A 24081-nucleotide genomic window follows, 5' to 3' on the forward strand; every position below is an offset into this window, starting at 1 on the left:
ATCTTTCTCGTTTTGCGTGGTCATCGAAGGATGTGGCAGTTCCTCGTCGTGGCAACGCGTGGGCTGGGCGGCTGTGGCGAGGTTGGGGGATGTCGATGAACGCTCCTCTATGCGCTAGCGAGGCGGTTGCCTTGCAGGATGTTGTTGGCGAGGGCGTACCAGAGCACGACGGCGCGGACCTTTTCGAGGCCGCGCACGGTCAATTGCCGCAGGTCCCAGTTGCGCCAGCGGGCATGTATGCACTCGCAAATCGACCGGGGCTTGTATCGGGCCTTGCCCTCTTCGCTCGCCATGCGCGCACGCCAGGCCAACACCCCCGGGCCGTCGCCGCGTCGCGGTAGATGGGGATCGGTGCCGTGCTTGGATTGAGTGGGCGGGCAAAAGATATCGATGCCCTCGGCGTGCGCCCACTCGATGTCCTCGGCACTGCCAAAGCCGCCATCGACGAGATGGTCCTTGGGCAACCCGCCAGGACGCGCGCGCTGCCGCTCCAGCATGGGCCGCATCAGGCCGCGGTCGGACCCGGTGTTGCAGACCTTGATGTCAACGACGATCGGCTGGCCGGCGGCACTCGTCACCTGCACGTTGTAGGCGGGGCGGAAGCCGCCGTCGGCCATCTTCATGACCCGTGCGTCGGCGTCCGTCGTGGAGGCCCGCGGCTCTTTCGGCTTCTTGCCGTTGCCGCGCTTTTCTTCGCGCTCCTTGCGCTGCTGCTTGATTTCGGCGAGCGCCGTCTGCGCCGCTTTGACGCGCGCTCTGCGCTCACGCGCGGCGCGCTCCTTGGCGGCCTTCATGCGCTGATTGCTAGCATCCGAACGAGCGTCAACCTCGCGTTTGAGGTCTTCCACCACCGCCTCAGCCAAGGCCAGGTGCCGATCGAGCGTCGCCTCCCGCCGGAACGAAGCGGCCCCGGCGCTGGCCCGGACCCGAACACCGTCCTGCGCCAGCGTTTCCAGATTGACGAGGCCGACCTTCGCCAGCACCGCCAAATGCTCGCAAAGCAGCCGGTCGAGCAGGTCGGCGCAACCGACCCGGAAGTCCGCCAGCGTGTGATGGTTCACCGACACCCCGCCACACAGCCAACGATAGGCGTCATGGCTCTCGCAAAGCCGCTCCAACGCGCGCGCGCTGCCGACGCCCTCGCTGGTGGCATAGAGCCACAGCGCCAGCAAAAGCCGCGGCGATGTCGCGGGGTGACCGGGCCGATCGCCCCGCGCCTTGATCCGGTTCTCCAGCTCACTCAGGTCGAGTTCCTCGACATAGGACCAGATCAGGCGCACCGGATGGTCTTCCCCGATCAGGCTCTCGATATCCACTGCTCGCAACTCGATTTGATCGCGTTGGGGCTCACGAAGTCGCGGCGCTGCGAGCGGCGCCGCACCGGCTTGCGGCTTTGCCTGCTCCGGCAGATCCCCAAACAATTCATCAGCGGCCATCATCCCTCCTGCGAATCCATCACCGCAAGAGAATCACACAGCACCAGCTTTCGGCTATACCGCTTGCGAGCAGTCAAAAAGATTCACAGCCTCTGACCTGCGGCGCAGCCGCCGCGTGCTCGCACGCTCTGAAGGGCAGCCAAAGCTGGTCGGTGACGAAGACCTACGTGGGATTCTACACTGCCACACGGACGCGTCCGACGGCACCGAGACTCTGGAGACGATGGCCAAGGCCACGCGCGACCGCGGCTTCGAATATTTCGGCGTGGCGGATCACTCGAAGTCGGCGCACTACGCCGGCGGCCTTTCGGTCGAGCAGATCGAGGAGCAGCACCGACCGGGCTACGAAATCGACGTCGAAAAGGTGCTAAAGGCCTGCGCAAGCATGACGTGGCGGTCGAGATCAACGCCCATCCGTGGCGGCTGGATCTCGACTGGCGCTGGCACCAGGCGGCGCTCGATTTAGGCTGCACGTTCGGCATCAATCCGGACGCCCATTCGATCCGCGAGCTCGATCACATGCACTGGGGCGTCGAGATGGTCCGTAAGGGCGGCGTGCCGCCGGACCGGGTTTTGAACGCGATGACTCTTCCCCGCATCATCGAATATCTCAAGCGTCGCCGCCGCGTCCTCTATCGCGCGGCATGAGATCGACTGTTGCCGCAAACAACCACTAATCAGTTGCACTGCGGCGCCCGCTGCGCACTCCCGTTTTGCGCTCTACGGCGTCTTCGGCGACGGCCTTCGCGCGCTCCTCGCAACGCGCGCGCAGATCTTCGAGCTCGTCCGCGCTCAGATGCTCGATTCCGACAAAACTGTTCTGCACGAGGCCCGTCCGGATCAGCTCATCCAGCTTAACCTGGATGGCGGCGCTGTCCCGGTTCTGCGAGTTCTGGATCAGGAAGACCATCAGAAACGTCACGATGGTCGTCCCCGTGTTGATGACGAGCTGCCACGTGTCGGAAAACTTGAACAGCGGCCCTGTGACGGCCCAGATGACGATCACCGCGCAGGCCAGGACGAACGTCGATGCCCGGCCGGCCGCCTGAGAGGCCTTGTTGGCGATGGATGCGAACAGTCGCCGGTGATGTCGCTCGCTTTGCTGATGGTTCTGCCGCATGGCATTCCTTCCTTTCCGAATGCGGCCGGCTGCCCTGGAAATTCAGGCAGACGATCAGCCGCCAGTCGCGAATCCCGGGTAGAGGCTCATCCCTCCGTCGACGAACAAGGTGGCACCGGTGACATAGTCGGCCAGCCAGGCGACCGCTCGAGCGATGTCCTCCGGCTCCCCGATGCGCTTGTACGGTACCAACGTCATTTTCCGCCGCTAATCGGACGCGGGCATTTTCGATCGGTGCATCTCGCCCTCCGACGAAGTTGCCGTCTCGGAGCCGGCGATAGGGAGCGGGTAGCGCCACCGGACAGGTGGCGAGCCACAAATGCGGAAAGCCTTTTCAATTCGCGCAAGGGTCCATGTATGCAGTTTCGAAAACGGCCCTGGATTCAAGACGAGCGGCCGACCATGGTTCCGACCTCGATGCGATCTGGGAACGAGCCCCTGTGGGCGGATGACTCGAATTGGCCCGGCGCGCCGAAAAAATCCGCACGCTCGAAGACTTCAGCACCGAGTCCAAAGGCAGCTTCTTTCACAGCGGGAACCATCTTGACCATCGACCGTTGGCCTCCATCACCGGCCGAGGCTCGTCCGTAGGCGTCGGTGGCTGAGAGACCGATCGCGCTCCCGCCTGCACAACAGGGAGCGCGGCCATGCCAAACACCCTCCTTATTCACCGCATCCACGATGAGGCTTCTGCGATCGCAAAGCAAAACGCGTACATGCGCGAGGTTATCGCGGAATGTCTGAAAATACTCGCGCTACCGGTCCCGGATACCTTCTTGGGCCGTCAGACTCACGAGCCCCCGGAGAATGAGTTGAGCTAGAGAACCGTTCGCTGACCGCAAGCGAGATTGCAACCGCAGGGGTCAGCCCGGACTGAAGCACCTTGGATTGTCTTGCGTGCCTGCAAATGGCTTGTGCCAATGACGCCTGCTGCAACGCGCAAACAAAGGATCGTGCGATGACCCGTGCATTGCAGCACAACACCGTTTCGGAAACCCTGCGGAACAGGCGACCCATCTAGCCAGCCCCAGCGGCCTCAGCAGCTGCGCAAGAGGGAGGAGATCAAAGCCGAGGCCGCTGTCCGCACCCGTGTCGAGGCGGGGCGGACGTTGAAAGTGCGCGTTATCGAAGTCCCCAGCACCTGCATATGTAAATCGGCCTGGCAAATTGTCCGGGGTTGAATCAAATGTCGCGACACTGCGCCGACTTGACCGCCACCGGTGACCCGTCGCGCGATGGATTTTGTGTGTCCCTTTAGCGCGATATGGATGGGGACGGATCGTCTGTTTCAGTCGCTAGTCTAGTCATTGCTGCCGGTGTGGCGTCAGTTGTGGCTTTTTCGGCGCAGTGCTGATGTTTTGATCTAGCTCAACCTCGCCAAATCGGGCTCTGTGTGTGCTGCGGGTGACAACCCGAGCGCCCCCCGATGACGCGTTACCGGCAATGGATGTTGCATCTGCTAGCGTGGGGTCTGGCCGCGATCGGTCTGTTTACACTTGCTTCCTTTATTTGGTGGGCGCCCGACATTGGCGCGCCAGTTGTCCACACCACGAAATCAAGTGGTCCGGCAGCGGGACGAGCCACCACAGATCGATAATTTGCGAGGGTGCGGCGGAGCCCGCTTTGATCGCGGCATGCCTCGCTCCGTCCGCCACAACAACACCCTCCCCGACGGCCACCCAGTAAAGATCACCTCGGCGCGACGTCATTTGTTATTCTTGAGGATGAAGCCCCGCTCCTTGACCATTCTGTCTGCCACTGCCCGGCTGTACACGGGCACGTCGCGCAATGGCGCTCTTGGGGAGGCCATCCCTGCTCTGACGAGACACCTACCTCCTAAGAGGCATTACATCTCCCTCGAAAGAGCGTCCTCCGCCGTCCACGGCCGGTCTACTTGTTTGCCTTTACGCACCTTGGCGGGCAGAGTGCGCGCTCTCGCTGCCGTCTCTTGGGGGTAGTGCGGATGCCCCGCTTCTTCTTTCACGTTCACGACGGCATCTCTGTCTTCGATGATGTCGGGCTGGAGCTTCCGGATATCGAAGCTGCGGAAGCCGCGGCGATCGAATTGAGCGGCCAAATCATCAACGACGGCCCAGAGGGACCATTTTGGCAGGACAACAAATGGCGCATCGAGGTTACTGACGGTCCCGGGATGCTCGGTCGGACTTTCCTCGTCGTTCATTTTTCAGTCACGCGGCATAACGCACCTGACACGCTTAGGAACTAGGGGGCGCTTCAAGCGCAGTTGCCGAATTTTCCCGGAGAGTCCGAATTGGGGCAGATCGCCTTTCTCCTCATCGCCCTTATGATCAGCTCTGCTTGGCTGTATGTGCTCGGCAAGGCGGCCTTCGCGCTCGTGGATTGGCTATTCTAAACTTGAACGCCAACCTCAGATCATCTTGAGTTTCTTGTCGCACGGAAGGGGCCCGATTCACACATGATGTCGCCGGAACCTAGAAGGTCGGGAAAACTAGGAAATCCGGGAGGCTGAGGCTGTTTTCATCTCGTATGATTTGAAACCCAAAGGGCCGCTATTCGTCAGCGGCCCTTTCATTGGATATTGCCCGAGCGGCCTCAGCACTTGCGGCTCGGAGGAGACCAAAGCGGGGCCCAGGCCGCTGTCCGCGCCGGTGTCGAGTCGGAGCGGACCTTGACAGTGCGCGCTGTGGCCACGCAATCCCCAAGCCGCTCGCGAGTGGCGCGACGGGCTATTGCTACAATGTGCCGACGAAATATCGGAAGCTGAAATGTCCCGTCTCGAATGAGCCGCTTGGGACGGACTATACCCTGATGAAGGCCCGCGCCGAAATGCCTAACTGTCAATTCGATGAATGGACCAGGCGCGCAAAGGTTTTGACCGGGGTGAACATCCCGAAATACGGCACTGTCGATTGGCTCTTCCGTGATACAGATCAGCAAGGCCTACCTTGAGAAGGTCGCTAAACGGTCCCGCAGCGACTACGAATGGGCGATGGAGCAGATCTGCGACATCACGAGACAAAGACCGGTGACCGGGGTCGGTGACCGCCCGGTGACCACCCGGTGACCACCATAGACCCTCGGGCGGCTGACAAGCTCTACGTACGACAAGTTCTTGCAGGGGATGGGTAAGTAGCTCCCGAAGGACAAGCTACGCCTATGCACTGCTGAAAAATTGGTCAGGCTATGCCGCAAGGCATGGCGGGTTGTGCATCGGCTCTTCCCGGACGAGTTCGACAAGGCCGTTCCAGATCCCTGGACGGGCGTAACCCTAAAAGTCCGCCCTAAGGGGTAAGAAGTCCGCCGTCACCCGCGACCAGGTTTACGCCTTCGACGTTCAGAACGCGGCATCTGACTGCGTTCAGAATGAAAATCAGGAGATCGTAAAAAGTGCTTAGCCTTCAGGGAGATGTCTGGCGCGCTCGGAGAGATTCGAACTCCCGACCCTCGGAATCGAAATCCGATGCTCTATCCAGCTGAGCTACGAGCGCGTCCTGCCCGGGACCGGGCAAACTCCGAGGTTCGTCGGGCTAGTTCCCGATCGTTCGGATGCATTGGGATAGCAGACAGGTCAACCGAGCAAAAGCCCCACCTGCCCGATCAGGGCAGGTCGGAGGACGCTCACCAAGTCGTGTTGAAGAGGCCGAAATGGGGCTGCTGCGCTACGCGCATCGGCCCGCCGAATGTCGGTTGCCCGAAACCATAATAAGTCGGCTGCCCATAGTAGTAGGGAGCCGGAGATCGCCTGACCACCTTGCGCTTCGGCTGGACCGGCTTCTTGACCGACGCCGCATCGCCCTTCGGTTCCGTCGGATTGAACTGGGCGAAGGTTTCGCGGACCTGCGCCTTGGCCGACATATCGTCGAGGGCCGGGGATACGTTCGGCTGCGCAGGCGGTTGCGGCGCAACGCCCGCCGTCTTAACCGGTGCGGGGGCAATGGTCGGCTGGCTGGTGTCGAGCACCACGCGCTCCGGCAGCTTGCGATCCGAGCGAATCCGGATCAGCGGAGCCTCGTTGCTCGAGCTCACGACGCTCTGGGCGACCGGGCCTTCGGGCAGCGCGAGATTCACGGCCAATAGCAGCGCAAGCAATGCGCCACCGACAAACGTGAAATACCGAAGGATGGGCATCTGGCAGCGCTCCACCCGCACAGCAGCATGCGGGCCCTTCGCCTTAACCGGCGATCCTTTAATTGGTTCCTGTGCCGCCCGTCCGGTTCAACGGCAACGCGAACTTTTTTCGTGATTGACCACAAACGGTATTTTTCCGCTACGGCGACAGTGGCCATTTAGGCGCGTCGCGCGGCGGTGAGCGAGCACTTGGCTTGGCTGGCGTTCACGTTAACGAAGCCGATCGGCACATGCGCAAAAGTCTTGCGGCTTTTCATATTCACGGTTTCGGCAAGCACGCGCCTGCGATCGGTAAGATGACTGCCGTCACGGCGGGTGAAAGCGCAGAGGATCTCGACGTCCTTCACGGCATAGTCATTCTCATTTCGCAGCGTGAAAGTCACCAGCGCCCGCGATCCAAGCCCGCCACGGCGCCAGGATTGCGACGAAATCCGCAAGCGATCCAGTTCGACCGGCACGGATGCCTGGGTCGCTGCGGCTGCTGGTGGCACAGACTGCGCAGGCTCGGGCTGGACGGTTGCAAACTCGATCCCGTCGCTTTCATTGCCTCCGGAAGCGGACATCAGCCCCCAGGCGCCGCCGCCGACGAGGACCGCTGCGGCAAGCCACAATGGGCTTCTTCGCTTGAATGAGAAAGCCGGCCTCAGCAACGTACCGAGTTTGACAAGATCGTTGAGATCGACGCGAAAGAGCTCTGCGAGCATGGATGCGTCACCCAATGTGCGACGACAGGCGTCTCGCGCGTGCCGTCTTCCGCCCTAACGCGCCGATACGGCCGTTCTACGGCGCTCCGCCGGGCCGCCCCTTCAACCCGCAGGGCAGATTTGGGTTCCCGTAGGCAGCCGAATCTCGGGTAACAGAAATGCGCAAGTGGCCATTGGCCGAGGGGATCGCTAACATGACCGCAACACCGCAAAGCCCGATGCGAGGAACGAAATGCCGGTAGTCACCTGGGACCATGTCCATCTGCGCAGCCCCGATCCGGAGGCGACGGCGGCTTGGCTGCGGGACGTGCTAGGTGGCGAAATCGTGCGCGGCCCGGCACGCATCGACGTCAAGCTCGGGGGCGCCAACATCTTCATCGCACCGCTCGATCCCGGCAAGCCCATGAATCCGCCGCCGCCTCATCCCCATCAGGGCCTCGACCATTTCGGCGTCTCGGTGCAGGACATCGACGCCGTTGCCGCCGAGATGAAGGCGAAAGGCGTTGAGTTCACGCGAGAACCGACCACGATCCGGCCCGGTGTTCGCGTTTGCTTCATCCGCGGCCCCGAAGGTATTTCGGTCGAACTGCTCGAGCGCGACAAGAAATACGCCTGAGCCAGCGACGTGCCGCATCGCCCGATCGATCCGGCGTGACTCCGCCGAGCTGCGCCGGATCGGACGTCGTCACGTCATACTGCCCGGCATAAAACAGCGGATCGTGACACCGTTGTAGCCGTAGATCGGCCATACCATGGTGCGCCCGACCCGGTTCGGTTCCGAAATCACGGCTTCTTCCGGGACATCGACCCACACCAGCTCCTGCTGCTGGCCGTTGATCATGAAGCCATAGCGCGGCACGCGGACACGGTAGTGGCTACCGGCTTTGTTTTGAGTTTCCCAATCTGGATCCTCAAGGGACATGGCATCCGAGCCATCACAACATGGACCCTTACCGCTATGTAGGCTCGTGAACCAGTCACTGAGATCAGGACGGTTGTGGTCGTGCGCGCGCACCAAAGGTGCCGCGAGCGCTACCAGGAGTAAGGCACAGCTCAGCCCGAGCGCGCTACTTAAGCGCGTCGCGCTCCACCACTGACTTGCTTCACAACTGACATTGTCTACACGCGTACTGCATAGATGCGGCTCATCGCCGCCGGAATTGATCCAGTTGGTCACGTTCGTCTTGCTCCAGCACCCCGCGGCCGGTGCAATTAGGGTTTATGCATTTCGCGGGCCAACTTGATTCGCTTTGCAGGGCCTCGCTGCACTATGAGGCCGTCATACCCCTGTCATGCGCAAGCCGGGACAACTACGGCTTGGCGCCAGGGGCGCGGGCGAACTGCCGCGTTGCGCGAAGGATGGCGCTTTGGCATAAACATCGGCGCGCCGAGGGCGAAGGCAGCCGGCCACGGGACGTCATGAAGAACGGTCTTTATTCGATTCACGTGACGCTCCTCGATGGACGCGTCGGCAAAGGCAGCGGCGTGATCCTGTTTCGCGACGGCCAGATTCTCGGTGGCGATGCCTATCTCTATTACACCGGCAGCTACACGGTGAAGGACAACACCTTCAAGGGCGAGGTGCTGGTGCAGCGGCACACCTCTCCCCGCGGCGACGACAATCCCCTGTTCGGCGGTCCGGCGCCGGTCGGCATCGGCGTCAGCGGCATCTTCACCGATACGCGCGCGGAGATGACGGGAACCGCGCTGGTCGGCAAGGCAAGCCAGATCTTTGGCGCCACGCTGCGCAAGCTCGCAGACGTCGATTAGAGCATGATCCGGACCCGAAGGGCCGCCTTAGCGCAAAGTGTGAATTCCCTCGCGACAAACGCGGAACGCGTTTGCGCGGAGATCATGCTCAAACAATAACCTAACGCGCGATGACGGTTCATCCCAATCTCATCGTGCTTTAGATTAGAGCCGCGCTATTCCGCGGCCTGCTCCAGCGGCGCGACGCGCGGCAGAATCATCTGGATGCGCGTGCCGGCGCCGGGCTCGGAGTCGAGATCGAGCCGCCCGCCCAGCCGGTTGGTGACGATGCTGTAGACGATATGCAGACCGAGGCCGGTGCCGCCCTGGTCGCGCCGCGTTGTGAAGAACGGATCGAAGGCACGCCGGCGGACGTCAAGTGACATGCCGCAGCCATTGTCGGAGAAAATGATCTCGACATTGTCCTTGCCGGATTCGCGCACCTGGATATCAATCAGCCCGGGCCGCCCGTCCGGGAACGCGTGTGCGACGGAATTGAGGAACAGGTTGGTCAGCACCTGGCCGTACGGGCCGGGATAGCTGTTCATGATCAGGTTGGGTTGGCACTCGACGTTGAGCGTCAGATTGTGCTTGCGCAGGCCCGGTCGCAGACTCAGCACCACCTGCTCGGTGAGATCGGCAAGGTCAAACGTGCGCTGATCCGAATAGTTGCGGTCGGCGGCCACCTGCTTGAACGACTGGATCAGCTCAGCCGCGCGATTGAGATTGGCGACGAGCTGCGAGGATGCATCGCGGCTGGTGTTGAGGTAGTCGTTGAGCGTCGAGCGGCGCAACTCGCCACGCTCGACGTCGGCCGAGAACACCGCCGTCTTACGCTCCAGCGCGGACGCCACCGTCAGGCTGATGCCGACGGGATTGTTGACCTCATGCGCGACGCCGGCAACCAGCCGCCCGAGCGCCGCGAGCTTCTCTGCTTCGATCAGTGAGGCCTGGGTCTCGCGCAGATTGCGCAGCGCGGTCTCGGCGGCCTCCTTCGCTTTACGCATCTCCTGCTCGCCGCGCTTGCGCTCGCCGATGTCGAGCGCCACCGTGACGATCCGTTCGATCTCGCCGTCTGCGTCGAGCAGCGGCAGCTTGTTGACCAGCCATTGCCGCATGTTGCCGGAGGAATCCTGGTACTCCTCCTCGTAGAATCCGAGACCCTTGCGGAACTTCAGCACCCGCTTGTCGTTCTCGTCGGTCTTGGCCGCGCCATAGCGCGACATGAGGTCGGCAGTGGTGCGGCCAAGCGCGTCACCCGGCTCGATGCCGAAGATGCCGGCCATGTAGCGGTTCATCAGCACGTAACGAAGATCGCGGTCCTTGACGTTGATGACGGCCGGCACGGTATCGATGACCTGCTGCAACAGCCGCCGGCCTTCGGCAATGGCATCTTCCGCGCGCTTCTGGTCGGTGATGTCGCGCAGCGTGCCCTCGTAGCGGACGATCCTGCCCTCCTCGTCCCGCACGCCGGTCGCGCTGTCGGACAGCCACAGGATGTTGCCGCTGCGCTGGCGTACCTGGTACTCGAACTCGCGCACCATGCCGTCGCGCTCCATCAGCCGCTGATACTCCTCGCGCGCCTCGGCGTGGACGTAGATGGTGTGGGCGATGTCGCTGATACTGTCGATGAGGTGCTGCGGGCTGTCATACCCCATCATCCGAGCCAGCGCCGGATTGGCGTTGAGGAGATCGCCAGCCGGCGTGGTGACGTAAATGCCATCGACCGAGCCCTCGAACAGCTTCCGATAGCTTTCTTCCGCGAGGCGCTGCTCGGTGAGCGCGCGGACGGCCGCTTCGCGCGCGGTGTCGGCCTCCTCCAGGGCGCGGCGGAACACCTCCGCGGCGCGCGCAATGTCGCCGATCTCGTTGTCGAGATCGGCGGAGGGGATGGACGTGTTCTTCTCACCCGCCGCAAGCGCGCGGATCGATCGCGCGATCTGGGCGAGCGGACGCACCGTCCGGCGCACCACGAACCCGGCAGCAATGATGCCGATCAGCACGCCGATGGTGCCGAGCACGATGCTCTGCCACCTCGCCTCCGCCAGCGTCCGGGCGAAATCGCGCGACAGCACGTGCCCGCGCCGCGCGCTGACCTCGCGCAGCAACTCGGTGACTCGCCCAATCAGGCGCCCCTCGGTACCCAGCACCTCACGGTCGATATCGGCGATCTGACGCTCGCGGACGGCAACCGCGATGATGGCTTCGGCATAATCGTCGACCGCCGATTTCAATTTCGTATCGGCGATGTCCACTGTCCGCATGCCTTGCGCCGCCTGCTCGGCGGCGGACGGATTGCGCGCGAGCAACCCCAGCGCGATATGGCTCTGCGCTTCGGACAGGCGCGAGGCGAGTTCCCTATCCGCGGTTGCGGCGACGGCAGCGTCGAACTGGTCGCGCAGCGGCGGCAGGCCGGCGAGCAGCTGGGCGCGGCGGTCAATCAAGGTCGAGATCCGATCGAGGCCGCTGCGATAGGTCGCAAGCCGCTCGGTTACCCCGTCGATCATGTCCTGCTGCTCGGGCGCAAGCTCGATGCGGGTCTTCTTTAGGATGTCGCTCAGCGTCGAGGCCGCTTCGCCAACCTGTTTGAACTGGATGCCGGCGCCGGGATCGGTGACGAAGTCGCGCGCGGCGAGCCGCAGATCGTTCATGCGGCGGTCGATATCCTCGGCAAGGTCGCCCACGCTTTGCAGTCGCTGCAGTTCGGCGAAGGTCGAATCGATGTGGCGGATCGCGATCACGCTCGCGGTCGAGGTGACGATGATCACGGCCAGCACCAGGATGAAACTGCCGAATGTCAGTTGACCGATAGAGAGCGAAAACGCTCGCTTCGGGTGCGAATTCGGCGTCACTTCGGCAGGCATTTGGTCGGGACCGGACTCCATACGGCCCCAATATACGACGTATTCCGTCCCCGGGGGAACATGCCTCGAAGGCCGGGCGCCAGGACTTTACGATACTTTAGCCATCCGCGCGGCGCTTCCCGGGATGGTCATGGCGGCGACGCCGATGACGACCGAGGCGAGCCCGATCCACGCTGTCCGGCTCAGGCTCTCGCCGAGTAACGCCACGCCGATGGCGACGCCGATCGGCACGCGCAAATAGGCCTGCGCTGTGGTGCCGACCGAGCCGAGGGTCTGGATCAGACGGAAATAGATTACGAAGGCCGCTGCGGTCGAAAACACGGCGAGAGCCGACAGCGCCAGGACGGAACCTGCCGAAGGCGACATCCTCCAGGGCTGCTCGATGGCGAGCGAGGCCGGGATCAGGACCGCGGCGCCAGCGAGCAGCGAGCCCGCGGCGGGCGCCATCGGATCGAGCTCCCTGAAGCCGCGGCTGAAGATGGCCGCGCAGGCATAGCAGAGCGTTGCCGCGACGATCGCAGCTTCGGCGGCGAGGCCGCGGCCGACGTCATGAAATGCATCGACGCCGACGATCAGGCAGATCCCGGCCATGCCGGCGATGACGCCGAACAGTTTTCGCGGGTTGGTAGCCTCGTGCCGGGTGATCAGGGCCGTGAACAGGAAGGTGAAGATCGGCGCGGCCGAGTTGAGGATGGTGGCGAGGGCCGCATCGACATAGCGCTCGCCCCAGGCGATCAGGGTCCAGGGGACCACGCTGTTGAGGCAGGCCTGGAACGCGAAGCGGCGCCAGATCGCAAGATCAGTCGGCATGGCGATGCCGTGCAGGCGCATCACCGTCAGCAGCAGCGCGCCCGCGATCGCCGTGCGCGCAGCGATCAGCGTGATCGGTGCAATCGTGGCGACGCCGAGCTTGATGAGGGTGTAGGAGCCGCCCCAGAGCGCTGCAAGCAGGAGCGGCAGTGCGAGTTCGAAGGTGACCGTCGATTCCCGCCGTAAGGTGTCCATGGCGCGCGCTCCATCTCGCTATCAGCAAGTCGGAACCTAGCGCACAGCAGCCAATAATACTTCGCTCTGTCTCGAAGTGTGTCAGCCGAGGGCGCCGACCTCGAACACTTCGCCGTCATAGCCGGCCTCGCGGGGGATGCGGAGCTGGCGACCCGTTTCGGTCTTGGTCATCACCGGCATCACCGTGACGATGGACATGCCGCGGGCATGCTCGAGAGCGGACGTCACCGACGGCTGCTTGGCAAGCCGGATCAGGTTACGCGTAGTCGGGAACGGCAGCTTGAACCGGCCGCTCTCGCCGCCTTCGACGGCTTCACGCGGCGACACCCAGATCGAGTCCGTCGACTCCCTTCCGTCATGGGCGCCGAGCTGATCGGGCGGCGCGGCGGCGAGGAAGAACCAGGTGTCGAAGCGCTTCGGCATGCCCTCCGGCGTGATCCAGTGCGCATAGGGCAAGAGCGCGTCGAGCGCGAGCTGGAGGCCGTTGTCGGAGAGGATACTGAGGAAACTGATCTTGTGCTCATTGAGCGCAACGCGATGAGCGTCCGCAATAGCGCCGGCACGTTTGGCGTCGACCGGCGCGGCGGAGCCTCTTTCGCGCGCCAGCAAGATGCCGCTCTCCTCAAAGGTTTCGCGGATCGCGGCGATCCGAAAGCCGAGATCGGAGTCCGAAAGCCCCTCGCCGCCCGAATAAAGCTCGGCCCGCGCAATGATCTCCTTGTCGCCGGCATCGACGCTACCGCCGGGAAACACCAGCGCGCCCGAATTGAACTCGATCTGATGGTGACGCACCATCATAAAGACTTCCACCTCCTTGGCGCCGTCGCGGAGCAGGAGAATCGTTGAGGCGGGACGTGATGCGGCGGTCTCAGGCATGCAACTAACCTGCGGCACTCGATTGCGGTTGGAGATTGGCGCGCTTGTCGACGCGGGCCACGCGCGACAGCAGGTATTCGACCTCCGCTTTCGCCGCCGGCGTGATGGTCGCGCCGGGCTTGCGCTGCGCGCTGGAGGCGATGATGCCGCGCTTCTGGAGCACGTATTTGCGCACCGCGAGGCCGGCGCCGGGCTGCTGCTCGTAGCGCATTAGAGGCAGATGGGCATCGAACAGATCGTGCGCAGCATCGCGCTTGCCGTCCTTGGAGAGACGCACGACATCGATCAGCAGCTCGGGGAAGGCATAGCCGGTCATCGCGCCGTCGGCGCCGCGCTCCATTTCGAAGTCGAGGAACATGCCGCCATTGCCGCAGAGGATCGAGAGGGGTCGCAGCGAGCCGTCCTTCTGGAAGCTGCGCAGCGTCGAGATCTTCTCCAGCCCCGGCCAATCCTCGTGCTTGAGCATCACGCAGCTCGGATTGTCGGTGACGATCTTGCGGATCACCGCGGGAGTGAACACGACGGAGAGCGTGAGCGGATAATCCTGAAGCACCCACGGCACGTCGGGGCCGATCGCTTCGGCAGCCTGCTTGAAATAGCCGACTATCTGATCGTCGGTGCGCAAGGTGGGCGGCGGGGCGATCATCACGCCGGCTGCGCCTGCATCCATCGAAGCCTTCGCGAGTGAGCGCATCGTGGCAAAGCCCGGCGCGGACACGCCGACGATCACCTGCATCTTCTTGGCGCGCTTGACGAAGCGCACCGCCACCTGCTCGGCCTCGGCGGCATCGAGCTTCGGCGCCTCGCCGAGGATGCCGAGCACGGTCACGCCGTCGCAGCCGACTTGCTCGTAGAAATCGGTCAGGCGGTCGATCGAGCGCTCGTCGATCCGGCCGTCATCATGGAACGGCGTCGGCGCGATCGCGAAGGTGCCCTTGGCTTCGGCGGTGAGTTTCATCTTCCGTCCTTGTCTATCTCTCTTTCGTCATTCCAGGATGGCCCGAAGGGCGAGGCCCGGAATATAACCCCGATGGTGGTTATGGATTCCGGGCTCACGCTTCGCGTGCCCCGAAATGACAGTTCGGCTAAAAGCGCCGCGCCGACTTCTTGATCTCCTCCTCGGAGAAGAAAATCTCCTTGGCGTGATCGACGATGTCCTGGGCCTTCCAGCCCGTGTGCGGCGGTTTCCAGCCTTCCATCTCCATCATCCGCATTTCGCGCACGCCGCGGGGCCCGGATACGCCCAGCACCTTGCCCGTCTGATCGCCCGACAAATCACTAACCATGTATAGCACGGCCGGCGCAATGCCGTCCGGCCCGAGCGCCGCACCGGGGTTCTCTTTATAGCGGGGCAGATCTGCGGTCATGCGGGTCAGCGCGCCCGGCGCCAGCGTCCAGATCCGGATGTTGTATTTGCGGCCCTCGATCGCCAGCACGTTGGACAGGCCCCAGATGCCGCCCTTGGCCGCGCCGTAGTTGGTCTGGCCGAAATTGCCGATGAGGCCGGAGGTTGAGGAGGTGTTGACGATGACGCCGCCGCCATTTTCCCGCATCCAGCGAAACACCGGCAATGTGCAGCAGAAGGTGCCCTTGAGGTGCACCTTGATCACCCTGTCCCAGTCGGCTTCCGCGGCCTTGGCAAAAGTCTGGTCGCGCAAGATGCCGGCATTGTTGACGAGAATGTCGGCGCGGCCAAAGTGCCTGATAGCATCGTCGAACACGGACTGGCCGCCCTCCATGGTGGAGATGTCGGCGCTGTTGGCGACCGCGCGGCCGCCTTCGGCCTTGATCGCGTCGACCACATGCTCGGCCATCGACTTGTCGGCGGCGGAGCCGTCGCGGGGACCACCGAGGTCGTTGACGACGACCGCTGCCCCTTCCCGCGCGAACAGTTTTGCGTAGGCCTCACCGAGCCCGCCGCCCGCGCCGGTGATCAGCGCAACCTTGCCGTCGAGTAGTCCCATCGTGGCTTCTCCCTTTTTTGTTTTGTCGTATCCCGGACGCGATGCAGCGTGAAACGCTGCGCTGCGTCCGGGCACGAGAGCTACGCGAGCAGCGTCTTGCCGTTCTTGATCACGGTGACGCCGCGCGACTTCACCTTCGCCTCGAAGGAGATCACGTTGCCGTCCTTCCAGAGGTCCATAGTCACGGTCTCGCCGGGATAGACGGGTGATGAGAACCGCGCGATGTGCTGGCGGAAGGCACCTGGATCGTAGTCGGCATAGGTCTGGAGCACGCCGCGACAGGTGATGCCGTAGGTGCACATGCCGTGCAGGATCGGACGCGGAAAGCCTGCCTTCTTCGCGAACTCGGGATCGGAGTGCAGCGGATTGCGATCGCCGCAGAGACGATAGACCAGCGCCTGGTCGGGGCGCGTGGAGATGTCGATCGTCCTGTCGGGGTTGCGCGACGGGATCTTGTGCGGGTCGGGCTGCGTCAGGTTCGGCCCGCCGAAACCGCCATCGCCGCGGGCAAAGCGCGAGGCGACGAGGGTCGCGAGCTTCTCGCCCTTCTCGTTCTTGAGAACCGTCTGGTGGCTGATCACCACGCCCTTGTCCTTGCCCTTGTCGTAGACCTCGAGCACCGAGGAGTCGGCGGTGATGTGGGCCGCGGCCGGCAATGGCTGGTGGAACGTGATGTCGCGCTCACCGTCGACCACCATGACGCGATTCAGATTCATCTCGCCTGGGCCCGAACCCCAGGCCGCAACGGAGGCAAACGTCGGCACCACCTTGAGCGGCCGCGGCGTCAGCGTGCCCTCGTTGACGAAGGCGAGTTCCTTCTCGTCCATGGGATCGGAGCCGAGCCCGATACCATAGGCGTAGAGCATCACCTCGCGGTCGGTGTAGGCGTATCTCTGTCCGAGGTTTTTCAGGCCCTTCAGTTCGTCGTATCTGGCGGACATTTTTCTGGTTTCCTCCCGGCATTCTTCTCAGCCAGCAGCGGCGCCCGTCAATGTGCCCTCTCCCCTTGTGGGAGAGGGCAGCACCGCTCTCGCAACAAACTCACTCGGGTGAGGGGTTGGCTCCGCGATGACTCTTTTCGTGTGGAGAGAGACCCCTCACCCGGCAGCCTTCGGCTGCCACCCTCTCCCACAAGGGGAGAGGGTTACATCTTGCTTCGCGTCAGGCGACCGTGAAGAACGGCAATGGTGCGCCATCCGTCGGCTTGAACACCACCTTTACCTTCTGGCCGATCTTCAGCGTTGTCAGATCGCAGTCGACGAAATTGGTTTGCAGCGACGGGCCTTCCTTCAGCGTGACGTAGCCGATCGCATAGGGCCCCGTCGGAGACTTCCGCATCAAGCTGTAGGTGTAGATCGTGCCCTCGCCCGAACTCTCCTCCCACACTGTCTTGTCGGAGAAGCAGAACGGACAGATCGCGCGCGGGAAGTAGTGCGCGTCACCGCAAGACGTGCAGCGCTTGATCATGAACTTGCCCTGGCGAGCCGCGTCCCAGAATGGCGCAGTCTCGGCATTGGTCACCGGGGCCGGATATTTTTTTGCATCTACCATCACACGCGCTCCAGAATGGCCGTCGAGGCAGCATGGCGGACGCCCAACAATCCGCCGGTGCCGTGGGCGATGGCAAGATCGCAATTCTTGACCTGGACCTTCGGATGCGCCTCGCCGCGCAGCTGCCTGACGGCCTCGATGATCTTGGTCATGCCGCCGCGGTTGACGGGATGGTTGCTGCACAGACCACCGCCATCAGTATTGAAAGGCAGCTTGCCGACGCCCGAGATCAGGTTACCATCGGCGACGAACTTTCCGCCCTCGCCTTTCCTGCAAAAGCCGAGGTCCTCGAGTTGCATCAAGACGGTGATGGTGAAGCTGTCGTAAATCGAGGCGTATTTGATGTCCTTGGGCGTGATGCCCGCTTCTTCGAAGGCGCGCGGGCCGGACCAGACACCTGCGGAGTAAGTGAGATCGAGATCCTTGCCGCCGCGCGGCCCCTTCATGGCTTCGCCATGGCCGATCAGGCGCACCTGCGGCTTCTTCAGGCTCTTGGCAATGTCCGGCGTCGTCACGATCAGCGCGCCGCCGCCATCGGAGACGACGCAGCAATCCATGCGATGCAGCGGATCGGAGATCATCGGCGAGTTCAGGACGTCCTCGACTGTGACGACGTCCTTGAGCATCGCATGCGGATTGTATTGGGCGTGATGCGAAGCCGCGACCTTGATCCAGGCGAGCTGCTCGGAGGTGGTGCCATAGTCGTGCATGTGGCGCATGGCACACATGCCATAGGCATTGTGAGTGGTCGCGCCATACACAGCCTCGAAATCGGCTTCCGCGCCGGCCGCCCGCGGCGGCATCGGACCGGTGCGCGGCTTGCCTGCGAGCGTGATCAGCGCGATCGAGCATTTGCCCGCGGCGATCGCTTCTGCCGCATGGCCGAGATGGATGATGTAGGAACAGCCGCCGGTCTCGGTGGAATCGACGTGGCGCAGCTTCTTCGTATTCAGGCCGAGATAATCGACCATCGGCCAGGCGCCGCCGGGCGCATCGCCCGCGCAAAAATAGCCGTCAACGTCGTCCTTGCTGAGCCCCGCATCCTCGATCGCGCCCTTGGCGACCTCGGCGTGAAGCTGTGCGGTGGATTTGTCCGGCGCATGCCGGGTCGGGTGCTCATAGATCCCGGCAATGTAGGCCTTGCCCTTGATGGTCAAGTCGAGTCTCCGCTGGCGTTTCTTCTTGCTCTGGTTTTCTGACGCGCCGTGCCGGTATTGGCAAGCGCGGAAATATTCCGTCGGGCGAGAGGGTAGCGGCTAGACTCAAATCGATGTCCGGGCAGTCACTCGCATTCGCGATCGGCAATCTGCAAGATCATAAACGTGATTTGCCCGACGGCACAAGCGATTTTCTTTTTTTTCGAAATCAACCCCATGCAAAGCAGCAATAGTGCATTTTGCCCGTCGGGCAACACAATGGGTTGTGGGTTGCAGGATGGGCCAAGCGGCGTGTCCGCCGTAGCTCGAAGAGCGAAGGCGGAAGCCTGCCCACCTCTTCTCACGCAGTTCGGATGAGATGGTGAGCACGGCGCTTCGTGACTTTGCCCACCTAAGCATCGGCAACACACAATACTCATCCTGAGGAGACCGCGCAGCGGTCGTCTCGAAGGCTGGCCGCGGGTGAGAGCCGGGCCTGCATGGTTCGAGACGGCGCTTCGCGCCTCCTCACCATGAGGGGATGGAGCTACTCCGCCGCGATCTGCCGCGGCGCAGCTGGCGGGCTCGCGAGGTCGGCGGCGAGCTGGGCGTAGCGGGCTTTCGCGGCCTGCACCGCCTTGTCCTTCACCGGGCCGTAGCCGCGGATGCGGTCGGGCAGCGACAACAGCTCCACCGCTGTGTCGTGCGTGACCAGCGACAAGAGGCCGAGCACGGTGGCGACGTCCTTCTCGTAGCCGGCGATCAGGTCGCGGTCGAGCTTACGGTCGGCCGAGTAGCCAAAAATGTCGAGCGGGGTGCCGCGCAGGAAGCGGAATTTTGCCAGCCAACGGAACACGCCCAGCATCCACGGGCCGAAGGCGCGCTTCTTCGGGCGTCCCTGCGCGTCAATGCCTGACGCCAAGATCGGCGGCGCGAGGTTGAAGCTGAACTTGAAGTCGCCTTCGAACTGGTCGCGAAGCTGCTGCTCGAACTGGCCGTCTGTGAAGAGACGTGCGACCTCGTACTCGTCCTTGTAGGCGAGCAGCTTTGCGTAGTTGATCGCCACCGCGCGCGGCAGCGCATCGCCATAGCCACCCTTCACCGCGGCGTCGCGGACCTGGTCGACCAGCTTGCGATAGCGTTTTGCGAGGCGGCCATTCTGGTAGGAAGTGAGATGCTTGGCGCGATGCTCGATGATCTCGTCGAGGGTCATCGCTTCAAGGCTCTTCGGCGCGACCACCTCGTCCTGGCCCTTCAGCATGTCCTGGAGCCGCTTGGGATCGGCCACCGCGAGGCGACCGAGGCGGAAGGCTTCCTTGTTCATCTTGATCGAGACGCCGTTGACCTCGATCGCCTGCTCGATCGCCTCGGCGCCAACCGGCAGGAGGCCCTTCTGATAGGCGTAGCCCATCATCATCATGTTGGTGGCGATGGCATCGCCAAGGAGCTGCTCGGCGGGCTTGGTGAAGTCGAAGAAGCTGGAGTCTTTGTGCAGCGCGGTTTCGAGCACCGCATTCAATTTACGGGTCTGGAAGTTGAAATCGCGATTGAGGATGAAGTCGGCGGTGGGGATGACGTGGCTGTTAATGATCCCGCGCGTGCGGCTGCTGTCACAGAGCGAGATCGTGTCCTTGGCAACTGCGACGACCTCGTCCGCAGCGAGCACGAGATCGGCCGTGCCGGTGACGATGCGCGAGCACGTGACCTCCGCCGGATGATCCGACAGACGGACGTGGCTCAGCACCGCCCCGCCCTTTTGTGCGAGGCCCGACATGTCGAGGATCATCGAGGCCTTGCCCTCGATATGGGCGGCCATGCCGAGCAGCGCGCCGATCGTGAGCACGCCGGTGCCGCCGACGCCGCCGACGGCGATATTGTAGGGCTTGTCCAGCGAGGGCTGCGACGCGGGCGCCGGCAGCTCGCCGATATCGACAGGCTCCGCTGGCGCACGGTGGCGCGGCGCGCCGCCGTCGATCGTGACGAAGGACGGACAGAAGCCCTTGAGACACGAATAGTCCTTGTTGCAGGACGACTGGTTGATGGTGCGCTTGCGGCCGAACTCGGTCTCCAGCGGCTCGACCGAGATACAGTTCGACTGCACCGAGCAGTCGCCGCAGCCCTCGCAGACCGCCGGGTTGATCATCACGCGGCGCGGCGGATCCTCCATCAGGCCGCGCTTGCGGCGACGGCGCTTTTCGGCGGCGCAGGTCTGCACGAAGACGATCGCGGACGTGCCCTTGTACTCGCGGCACATCTTCATGACGTTCTCGAGCTCGTCGCGATGATACTTCTTCACGCCGGGCGCGATGGTATCAGCGGGATAGGCGTCCGGATTTTCCGAGACGAGATAGAGCTCCCGGATGCCTTCGGCGTGGAGCTGGAAGGTGATCTGCTGCGGCGAGAGGTCACCGTCATGGCGCTGGCCGCCGGTCATGGCCACCGCATCGTTGTAGAGAATCTTGTAGGTGATGTTGGCCTTGGAGGCGATCGACTGGCGGATCGCCAGGATGCCGGAGTGGAAATAGGTGCCGTCGCCGAGATTGGCGAAGATGTGATTCTCGTTGGTGAAGGGTGCGATGCCGACCCACGGCACGCCCTCGCCGCCCATATGCGTAAACGTCTCGGTCGAGCGGTCCATCCACAGCGCCATGAAGTGGCATCCGATGCCGGCAAGCGCGCGGCTGCCTTCGGGGACCTTCGTTGATGTGTTGTGGGGGCAGCCGGAGCAGAAATAAGGGGTACGGGAAACGGGCGCGGTGGCCTGCATCTGGGTTGCCTGGCGGCCGTTGAACCAGTCGGCCTTGGCGCGGAGCATGTCGGCGATTTCAGGATTGAGATTAAGTCGAAGGAGCCGTTCGGTAATCGAGCTCGCAAGGGAAGCGACGCTGAGCTCGGCGGCAAAGGTGAGGAAGCGCTTGTCGTGGTCGTCCATCTTGCCGATGATGCGCGGGCGGACGTCGTCGCGCCAGTTGAACAGCTCCTGCTTGACCTGGTTCTCGACGATCTCGCGGCGTTCCTCGATGATGAAGATTTCCTCGAGGCCGACGGCGAATTGGCGCACGCCTTCAGGCTCCAGCGGCCAGGGCATACCGATCTTGTAGAGGCGAAGGCCAATCTTTGCTGCGACCTCCTCGGTGACGCCGAGCTCGCGCAGCGCTTGCCGCACGTCCTCATAGCTCTTGCCCGACGCCATGATGCCGTAGCGGGCGTTCGGCGAGTCCATCGTGACGCGGTTGACCTTGTTGGCGCGGGCAAAGGCGATCGCCGCATAGCCCTTGTAGTCCTGGAGGCGCCGGTCCTGCTCGAAGCGATCGTCGGGCCAGCGCAGATTGAGGCCGCCGGGCGGCAGCTCGAAATCCGAGGGGATGATGAAGGGCTTCATCTCGTCGGTGAGATCGATCTCGGCGGTGGTCTCCACCGTCTCCGTGATCACCTTCATGCCGATCCAGCAGCCCGAGTAGCGCGACATCGCAATGCCGAGCAGACCCATCTCGATCATCTCGTGGATGCTGGAGGGATAGAGATACGGCATCAGCGCCGAGATGAAGGCGTGGTCGGACTGATGCGGAACGGTCGAGGATTTTGCCCCGTGGTCATCGCCGGCAAGGCAGAGCACGCCGCCGTTCTTGGCCGAGCCCGCCGCATTGCCGTGCCGGAAGACATCGCCGCAGCGGTCGACGCCGGGACCCTTGCCGTACCAGATGCCGACCACGCCGTCGTACTTGGCACCGGGTGAGAGGTTGAGCTGCTGCGAGCCCCAGATCGCGGTCGCGGCCAGGTCCTCGTTCACGCCAGGCTGGAACTTGATGTTGTACTGCTCGAGATGCTTTCGGGCGGCGAAGAGTTGCTGGTCATAGCCGCCGAGCGGCGAGCCGCGGTAGCCGGAGATGAAGCCAGCGGTGTTCAGCCCTGCGGCGCGGTCGCGCCGGATCTGGGCCATGGGCAGGCGGACCAGCGCCTGGATTCCCGTGGTGAAGACGTGTCCGGTGGATTGAGTGTATTTCTGATCGAGACTGATCGGACCCTGGTTGATGCCCATTCTTGTCCTCTTCGCCCTCTTAAGTCGTTGGCGTACCCGCTGTTTTTAGCTAGGGCGCCCCGGGTGCCCGCGCCACTCTATGTCGGAATTTTAAGCCTCCGCATCACAAATCTGGACCAAAGCGGGCTACCCACGAAAATCGCAACTTCGTGGCGGCAAGTCCGCCCGCCCTTTTCAATTTGTGTCAGCATACCCGGGGCGTCGCGAAACGACGTAACACGTCTATAATGCGTCCCAGGCGATTGGTCGCGGGGGGAGGCCGGGAATGCGGACGATTCTGGCATCTCTGGTGTCAGGGCTCACGTTGTGCAGTGCGGTCGCAGCGACCGCCAGCGAGCCTTCGCCGGAGGTAATCGCCCACGGCAAGGCGCTGGTGGAAGCGGGCGACTGCGCAAGTTGCCACACCGCCGATCCCGCAAAACCGTTCGCGGGCGGCAAGCGCATCGATACGCCGTTTGGCGGGGTCTATGCGCCGAACCTGACGCCTGATCGCGACACCGGCATCGGCGGCTGGACGGAGGCCGATTTCACCCGCGCGCTGCGCTTCGGCATCGCGCCGGATGGCTCCTATTATTATCCGGCGTTCCCCTACCCCTATTTCACCAGGATGACCAGGGACGACACGCTCGCGATCCGCGCGTATCTTTCCACGCAGGCGCCTGTTGCGAACCGCGTTAAATCGCCGGAGCTGCGCTGGCCGTTTGGCTATCGAACCCTGATGCGCGCCTGGAACTGGCTGTTCTTCAAGCCCGGCCTGTTCGAGCCCGACCAGTTCAAGACCGCCGCCTGGAATCGCGGCGGCTATCTCGTGACCGGGCTCGGCCATTGCGGCGCTTGCCACACGCCGAAGAACTATTTTGGCGCCGACAAGCGCGAGCTGGCGTTCTCGGGCAACGAGGTCGACGGCTGGTTCGCGCCACGGCTCGATAGCGCCGCGAGAAGCGGGCTGAAATCGTGGAGTGTGGACGACATCGCTGAATATCTGCAAAGCGGGCGCAATGCCAAGAGCAATGCCGACGGGCTGATGGCCGAGGTCATCGTCAACTCGACCTCGAAGATGAGCGATGCCGACGTGCGCGCCATGGCGGTCTATCTGAAGGGGCTGCCGCCAGGACCGAGCGAGCCCACGGCAACGCCGCCATCGGAAGGCGAGATGAAGGCGGGCCAGGCCGTCTATGCGCGCTTTTGCATCGCCTGCCATGAAGCCGACGGCTCCGGCGCGCCGCGCATCTATCCGCCGCTGCCCGGCAATGCGCTGCTTCAATCGGACAATCCGTCATCCACGCTCCGCGTGATCCTCGACGGTGCGCACACCGTGACGACGCCGCGCGCCCCCAATACCGGCGAGATGCCGGCCTATGCCAAGCAATTGTCGGACGAGCAGATCGCAGCGGTAACGAACTATATCCGCAACTCCTGGGGCAATGCCGCGCCGCTGGTCACGGCCGCGCAGGTCGGGAAGGCGCGGAGCCAGGGACCGTAGCAGTAAAACCCCCTCTCCCCGTTCTTCCGTCGTTCTTCCGGGGA

At 63.3% G+C, this 24081-nt stretch carries 20 protein-coding genes, 1 tRNA gene and 1 pseudogene; 4 read left to right on the forward strand and 18 right to left on the reverse strand.

Features of this window, described 5'->3' with window-relative positions; translation table 11 throughout:
- Nucleotides 1–107 precede the first annotated feature (107 nt).
- Entirely contained in the window at nucleotides 108–1439 is a 1332-nt protein-coding gene (locus QA640_RS27240) for an IS1182 family transposase (RefSeq protein WP_283035864.1), read from the reverse strand.
- A gap of 136 nt (nucleotides 1440–1575) precedes the next feature.
- On the opposite strand from QA640_RS27240, the pseudogene QA640_RS27245 reads away from it, so the two are divergent.
- Nucleotides 1576–2084 (forward strand): annotated as a pseudogene (locus QA640_RS27245) (DNA polymerase/3'-5' exonuclease PolX); the annotation flags it as partial.
- Nucleotides 2085–2109: 25 nt separating this feature from the next.
- Here the strand turns inward: QA640_RS27245 and QA640_RS27250 are convergent.
- From QA640_RS27250 to QA640_RS27280, 7 genes are all read right to left on the reverse strand, one after another.
- Nucleotides 2110–2556 (reverse strand): low affinity iron permease family protein, encoded by a 447-nt coding sequence (locus QA640_RS27250; protein ID WP_283035979.1) that lies wholly within the window; start codon nucleotides 2554–2556, stop codon nucleotides 2110–2112.
- 54 nt (nucleotides 2557–2610) lie between these two features.
- The gene (locus QA640_RS27255; RefSeq protein ID WP_283035980.1) at nucleotides 2611–2754 is read right to left on the reverse strand and encodes an SDR family oxidoreductase; all 144 of its coding nucleotides are present in this window, start codon (nucleotides 2752–2754) and stop codon (nucleotides 2611–2613) included.
- Nucleotides 2755–2939: 185 nt separating this feature from the next.
- A complete protein-coding gene (locus tag QA640_RS27260; protein ID WP_283035981.1) occupies nucleotides 2940–3107 on the reverse strand; it encodes a hypothetical protein in 168 nt (55 codons plus the stop codon).
- Between the two features lie 1295 nt (nucleotides 3108–4402).
- On the reverse strand, nucleotides 4403–4738 hold the full coding sequence (locus tag QA640_RS27265) for a hypothetical protein (RefSeq protein WP_283035982.1): 336 nt from the start codon (nucleotides 4736–4738) through the stop codon (nucleotides 4403–4405).
- A gap of 1211 nt (nucleotides 4739–5949) precedes the next feature.
- Nucleotides 5950–6026 (reverse strand) — tRNA-Arg (locus QA640_RS27270).
- Nucleotides 6027–6156: 130 nt separating this feature from the next.
- On the reverse strand, nucleotides 6157–6666 hold the full coding sequence (locus QA640_RS27275) for a hypothetical protein (RefSeq protein ID WP_283035983.1): 510 nt from the start codon (nucleotides 6664–6666) through the stop codon (nucleotides 6157–6159).
- A 158-nt stretch (nucleotides 6667–6824) separates the two neighbouring features.
- On the reverse strand, nucleotides 6825–7370 hold the full coding sequence (locus tag QA640_RS27280) for a hypothetical protein (protein ID WP_283035984.1): 546 nt from the start codon (nucleotides 7368–7370) through the stop codon (nucleotides 6825–6827).
- A 232-nt stretch (nucleotides 7371–7602) separates the two neighbouring features.
- On the opposite strand from QA640_RS27280, the gene QA640_RS27285 reads away from it, so the two are divergent.
- On the forward strand, nucleotides 7603–7986 hold the full coding sequence (locus tag QA640_RS27285; protein WP_283035985.1) for a VOC family protein: 384 nt from the start codon (nucleotides 7603–7605) through the stop codon (nucleotides 7984–7986).
- Between the two features lie 69 nt (nucleotides 7987–8055).
- Here QA640_RS27285 and QA640_RS27290 read toward each other — a convergent pair whose 3' ends face one another.
- Nucleotides 8056–8547, reverse strand: a complete 492-nt coding sequence (locus QA640_RS27290) for a hypothetical protein (protein ID WP_283035986.1) — start codon at nucleotides 8545–8547, stop codon at nucleotides 8056–8058.
- 242 nt (nucleotides 8548–8789) lie between these two features.
- Between QA640_RS27290 and QA640_RS27295 the strand changes: the two genes are divergently transcribed.
- Nucleotides 8790–9140, forward strand: coding sequence for a GrlR family regulatory protein (locus QA640_RS27295; RefSeq protein WP_283035987.1), 351 nt, complete (start codon nucleotides 8790–8792; stop codon nucleotides 9138–9140).
- A 155-nt stretch (nucleotides 9141–9295) separates the two neighbouring features.
- Here the strand turns inward: QA640_RS27295 and QA640_RS27300 are convergent, their stop codons facing one another.
- The 9 genes from QA640_RS27300 to QA640_RS27340 form a co-directional block, all read right to left on the reverse strand.
- On the reverse strand, nucleotides 9296–11983 hold the full coding sequence (locus QA640_RS27300) for a PAS domain S-box protein (RefSeq protein WP_283035988.1): 2688 nt from the start codon (nucleotides 11981–11983) through the stop codon (nucleotides 9296–9298).
- An 87-nt stretch (nucleotides 11984–12070) separates the two neighbouring features.
- Entirely contained in the window at nucleotides 12071–12988 is a 918-nt protein-coding gene (locus QA640_RS27305; protein WP_283035989.1) for an EamA family transporter, read from the reverse strand.
- A gap of 81 nt (nucleotides 12989–13069) precedes the next feature.
- Entirely contained in the window at nucleotides 13070–13864 is a 795-nt protein-coding gene (locus QA640_RS27310; RefSeq protein ID WP_283035990.1) for an NUDIX hydrolase, read from the reverse strand.
- Nucleotides 13865–13868: 4 nt separating this feature from the next.
- On the reverse strand, nucleotides 13869–14822 hold the full coding sequence (locus tag QA640_RS27315; RefSeq protein ID WP_283035991.1) for a dihydrodipicolinate synthase family protein: 954 nt from the start codon (nucleotides 14820–14822) through the stop codon (nucleotides 13869–13871).
- A 127-nt stretch (nucleotides 14823–14949) separates the two neighbouring features.
- Nucleotides 14950–15828, reverse strand: coding sequence for an SDR family oxidoreductase (locus tag QA640_RS27320; RefSeq protein ID WP_283035992.1), 879 nt, complete (start codon nucleotides 15826–15828; stop codon nucleotides 14950–14952).
- Between the two features lie 80 nt (nucleotides 15829–15908).
- The gene (locus QA640_RS27325; RefSeq protein WP_283035993.1) at nucleotides 15909–16769 is read right to left on the reverse strand and encodes a MaoC family dehydratase; all 861 of its coding nucleotides are present in this window, start codon (nucleotides 16767–16769) and stop codon (nucleotides 15909–15911) included.
- Between the two features lie 220 nt (nucleotides 16770–16989).
- Nucleotides 16990–17379 carry a Zn-ribbon domain-containing OB-fold protein gene (locus QA640_RS27330; protein ID WP_283035994.1) on the reverse strand — a complete coding sequence of 130 codons (390 nt, stop codon included), beginning with the start codon at nucleotides 17377–17379 and terminating at the stop codon, nucleotides 16990–16992.
- Complete coding sequence (locus tag QA640_RS27335) at nucleotides 17379–18536, reverse strand: thiolase domain-containing protein (protein ID WP_283035995.1); 1158 nt, start codon at nucleotides 18534–18536, stop codon at nucleotides 17379–17381. Before QA640_RS27335 ends, QA640_RS27330 begins: the two co-directional genes overlap by 1 nt.
- A gap of 526 nt (nucleotides 18537–19062) precedes the next feature.
- On the reverse strand, nucleotides 19063–22554 hold the full coding sequence (locus tag QA640_RS27340) for an indolepyruvate ferredoxin oxidoreductase family protein (RefSeq protein WP_283035996.1): 3492 nt from the start codon (nucleotides 22552–22554) through the stop codon (nucleotides 19063–19065).
- A 265-nt stretch (nucleotides 22555–22819) separates the two neighbouring features.
- Here QA640_RS27340 and QA640_RS27345 point away from each other — a divergent pair, with 265 nt between their 5' ends.
- Nucleotides 22820–24037 (forward strand): c-type cytochrome, encoded by a 1218-nt coding sequence (locus QA640_RS27345; protein ID WP_283035997.1) that lies wholly within the window; start codon nucleotides 22820–22822, stop codon nucleotides 24035–24037.
- Nucleotides 24038–24081 lie beyond the last annotated feature (44 nt).

The sequence above is a fragment of the Bradyrhizobium sp. CB82 genome, assembly GCF_029714405.1.
Classification (GTDB): domain Bacteria; phylum Pseudomonadota; class Alphaproteobacteria; order Rhizobiales; family Xanthobacteraceae; genus Bradyrhizobium.

Coding starts and splice junctions, on each gene's coding strand:
- QA640_RS27240 (WP_283035864.1), bottom strand. CDS start 1,439: ATGATGGCCGCTGATGAATTGTTTGGGGATCTGCCGGAGCAGGCAAAG.
- QA640_RS27250 (WP_283035979.1), bottom strand. CDS start 2,556: ATGCGGCAGAACCATCAGCAAAGCGAGCGACATCACCGGCGACTGTTC.
- QA640_RS27255 (WP_283035980.1), bottom strand. CDS start 2,754: ATGACGTTGGTACCGTACAAGCGCATCGGGGAGCCGGAGGACATCGCT.
- QA640_RS27260 (WP_283035981.1), bottom strand. CDS start 3,107: ATGGTCAAGATGGTTCCCGCTGTGAAAGAAGCTGCCTTTGGACTCGGT.
- QA640_RS27265 (WP_283035982.1), bottom strand. CDS start 4,738: ATGAACGACGAGGAAAGTCCGACCGAGCATCCCGGGACCGTCAGTAAC.
- QA640_RS27275 (WP_283035983.1), bottom strand. CDS start 6,666: ATGCCCATCCTTCGGTATTTCACGTTTGTCGGTGGCGCATTGCTTGCG.
- QA640_RS27280 (WP_283035984.1), bottom strand. CDS start 7,370: ATGCTCGCAGAGCTCTTTCGCGTCGATCTCAACGATCTTGTCAAACTC.
- QA640_RS27285 (WP_283035985.1), top strand. CDS start 7,603: ATGCCGGTAGTCACCTGGGACCATGTCCATCTGCGCAGCCCCGATCCG.
- QA640_RS27295 (WP_283035987.1), top strand. CDS start 8,790: ATGAAGAACGGTCTTTATTCGATTCACGTGACGCTCCTCGATGGACGC.
- QA640_RS27300 (WP_283035988.1), bottom strand. CDS start 11,983: ATGCCTGCCGAAGTGACGCCGAATTCGCACCCGAAGCGAGCGTTTTCG.
- QA640_RS27305 (WP_283035989.1), bottom strand. CDS start 12,988: ATGGACACCTTACGGCGGGAATCGACGGTCACCTTCGAACTCGCACTG.
- QA640_RS27310 (WP_283035990.1), bottom strand. CDS start 13,864: ATGCCTGAGACCGCCGCATCACGTCCCGCCTCAACGATTCTCCTGCTC.
- QA640_RS27315 (WP_283035991.1), bottom strand. CDS start 14,822: ATGAAACTCACCGCCGAAGCCAAGGGCACCTTCGCGATCGCGCCGACG.
- QA640_RS27320 (WP_283035992.1), bottom strand. CDS start 15,828: ATGGGACTACTCGACGGCAAGGTTGCGCTGATCACCGGCGCGGGCGGC.
- QA640_RS27325 (WP_283035993.1), bottom strand. CDS start 16,769: ATGTCCGCCAGATACGACGAACTGAAGGGCCTGAAAAACCTCGGACAG.
- QA640_RS27330 (WP_283035994.1), bottom strand. CDS start 17,379: ATGGTAGATGCAAAAAAATATCCGGCCCCGGTGACCAATGCCGAGACT.
- QA640_RS27340 (WP_283035996.1), bottom strand. CDS start 22,554: ATGGGCATCAACCAGGGTCCGATCAGTCTCGATCAGAAATACACTCAA.
- QA640_RS27345 (WP_283035997.1), top strand. CDS start 22,820: ATGCGGACGATTCTGGCATCTCTGGTGTCAGGGCTCACGTTGTGCAGT.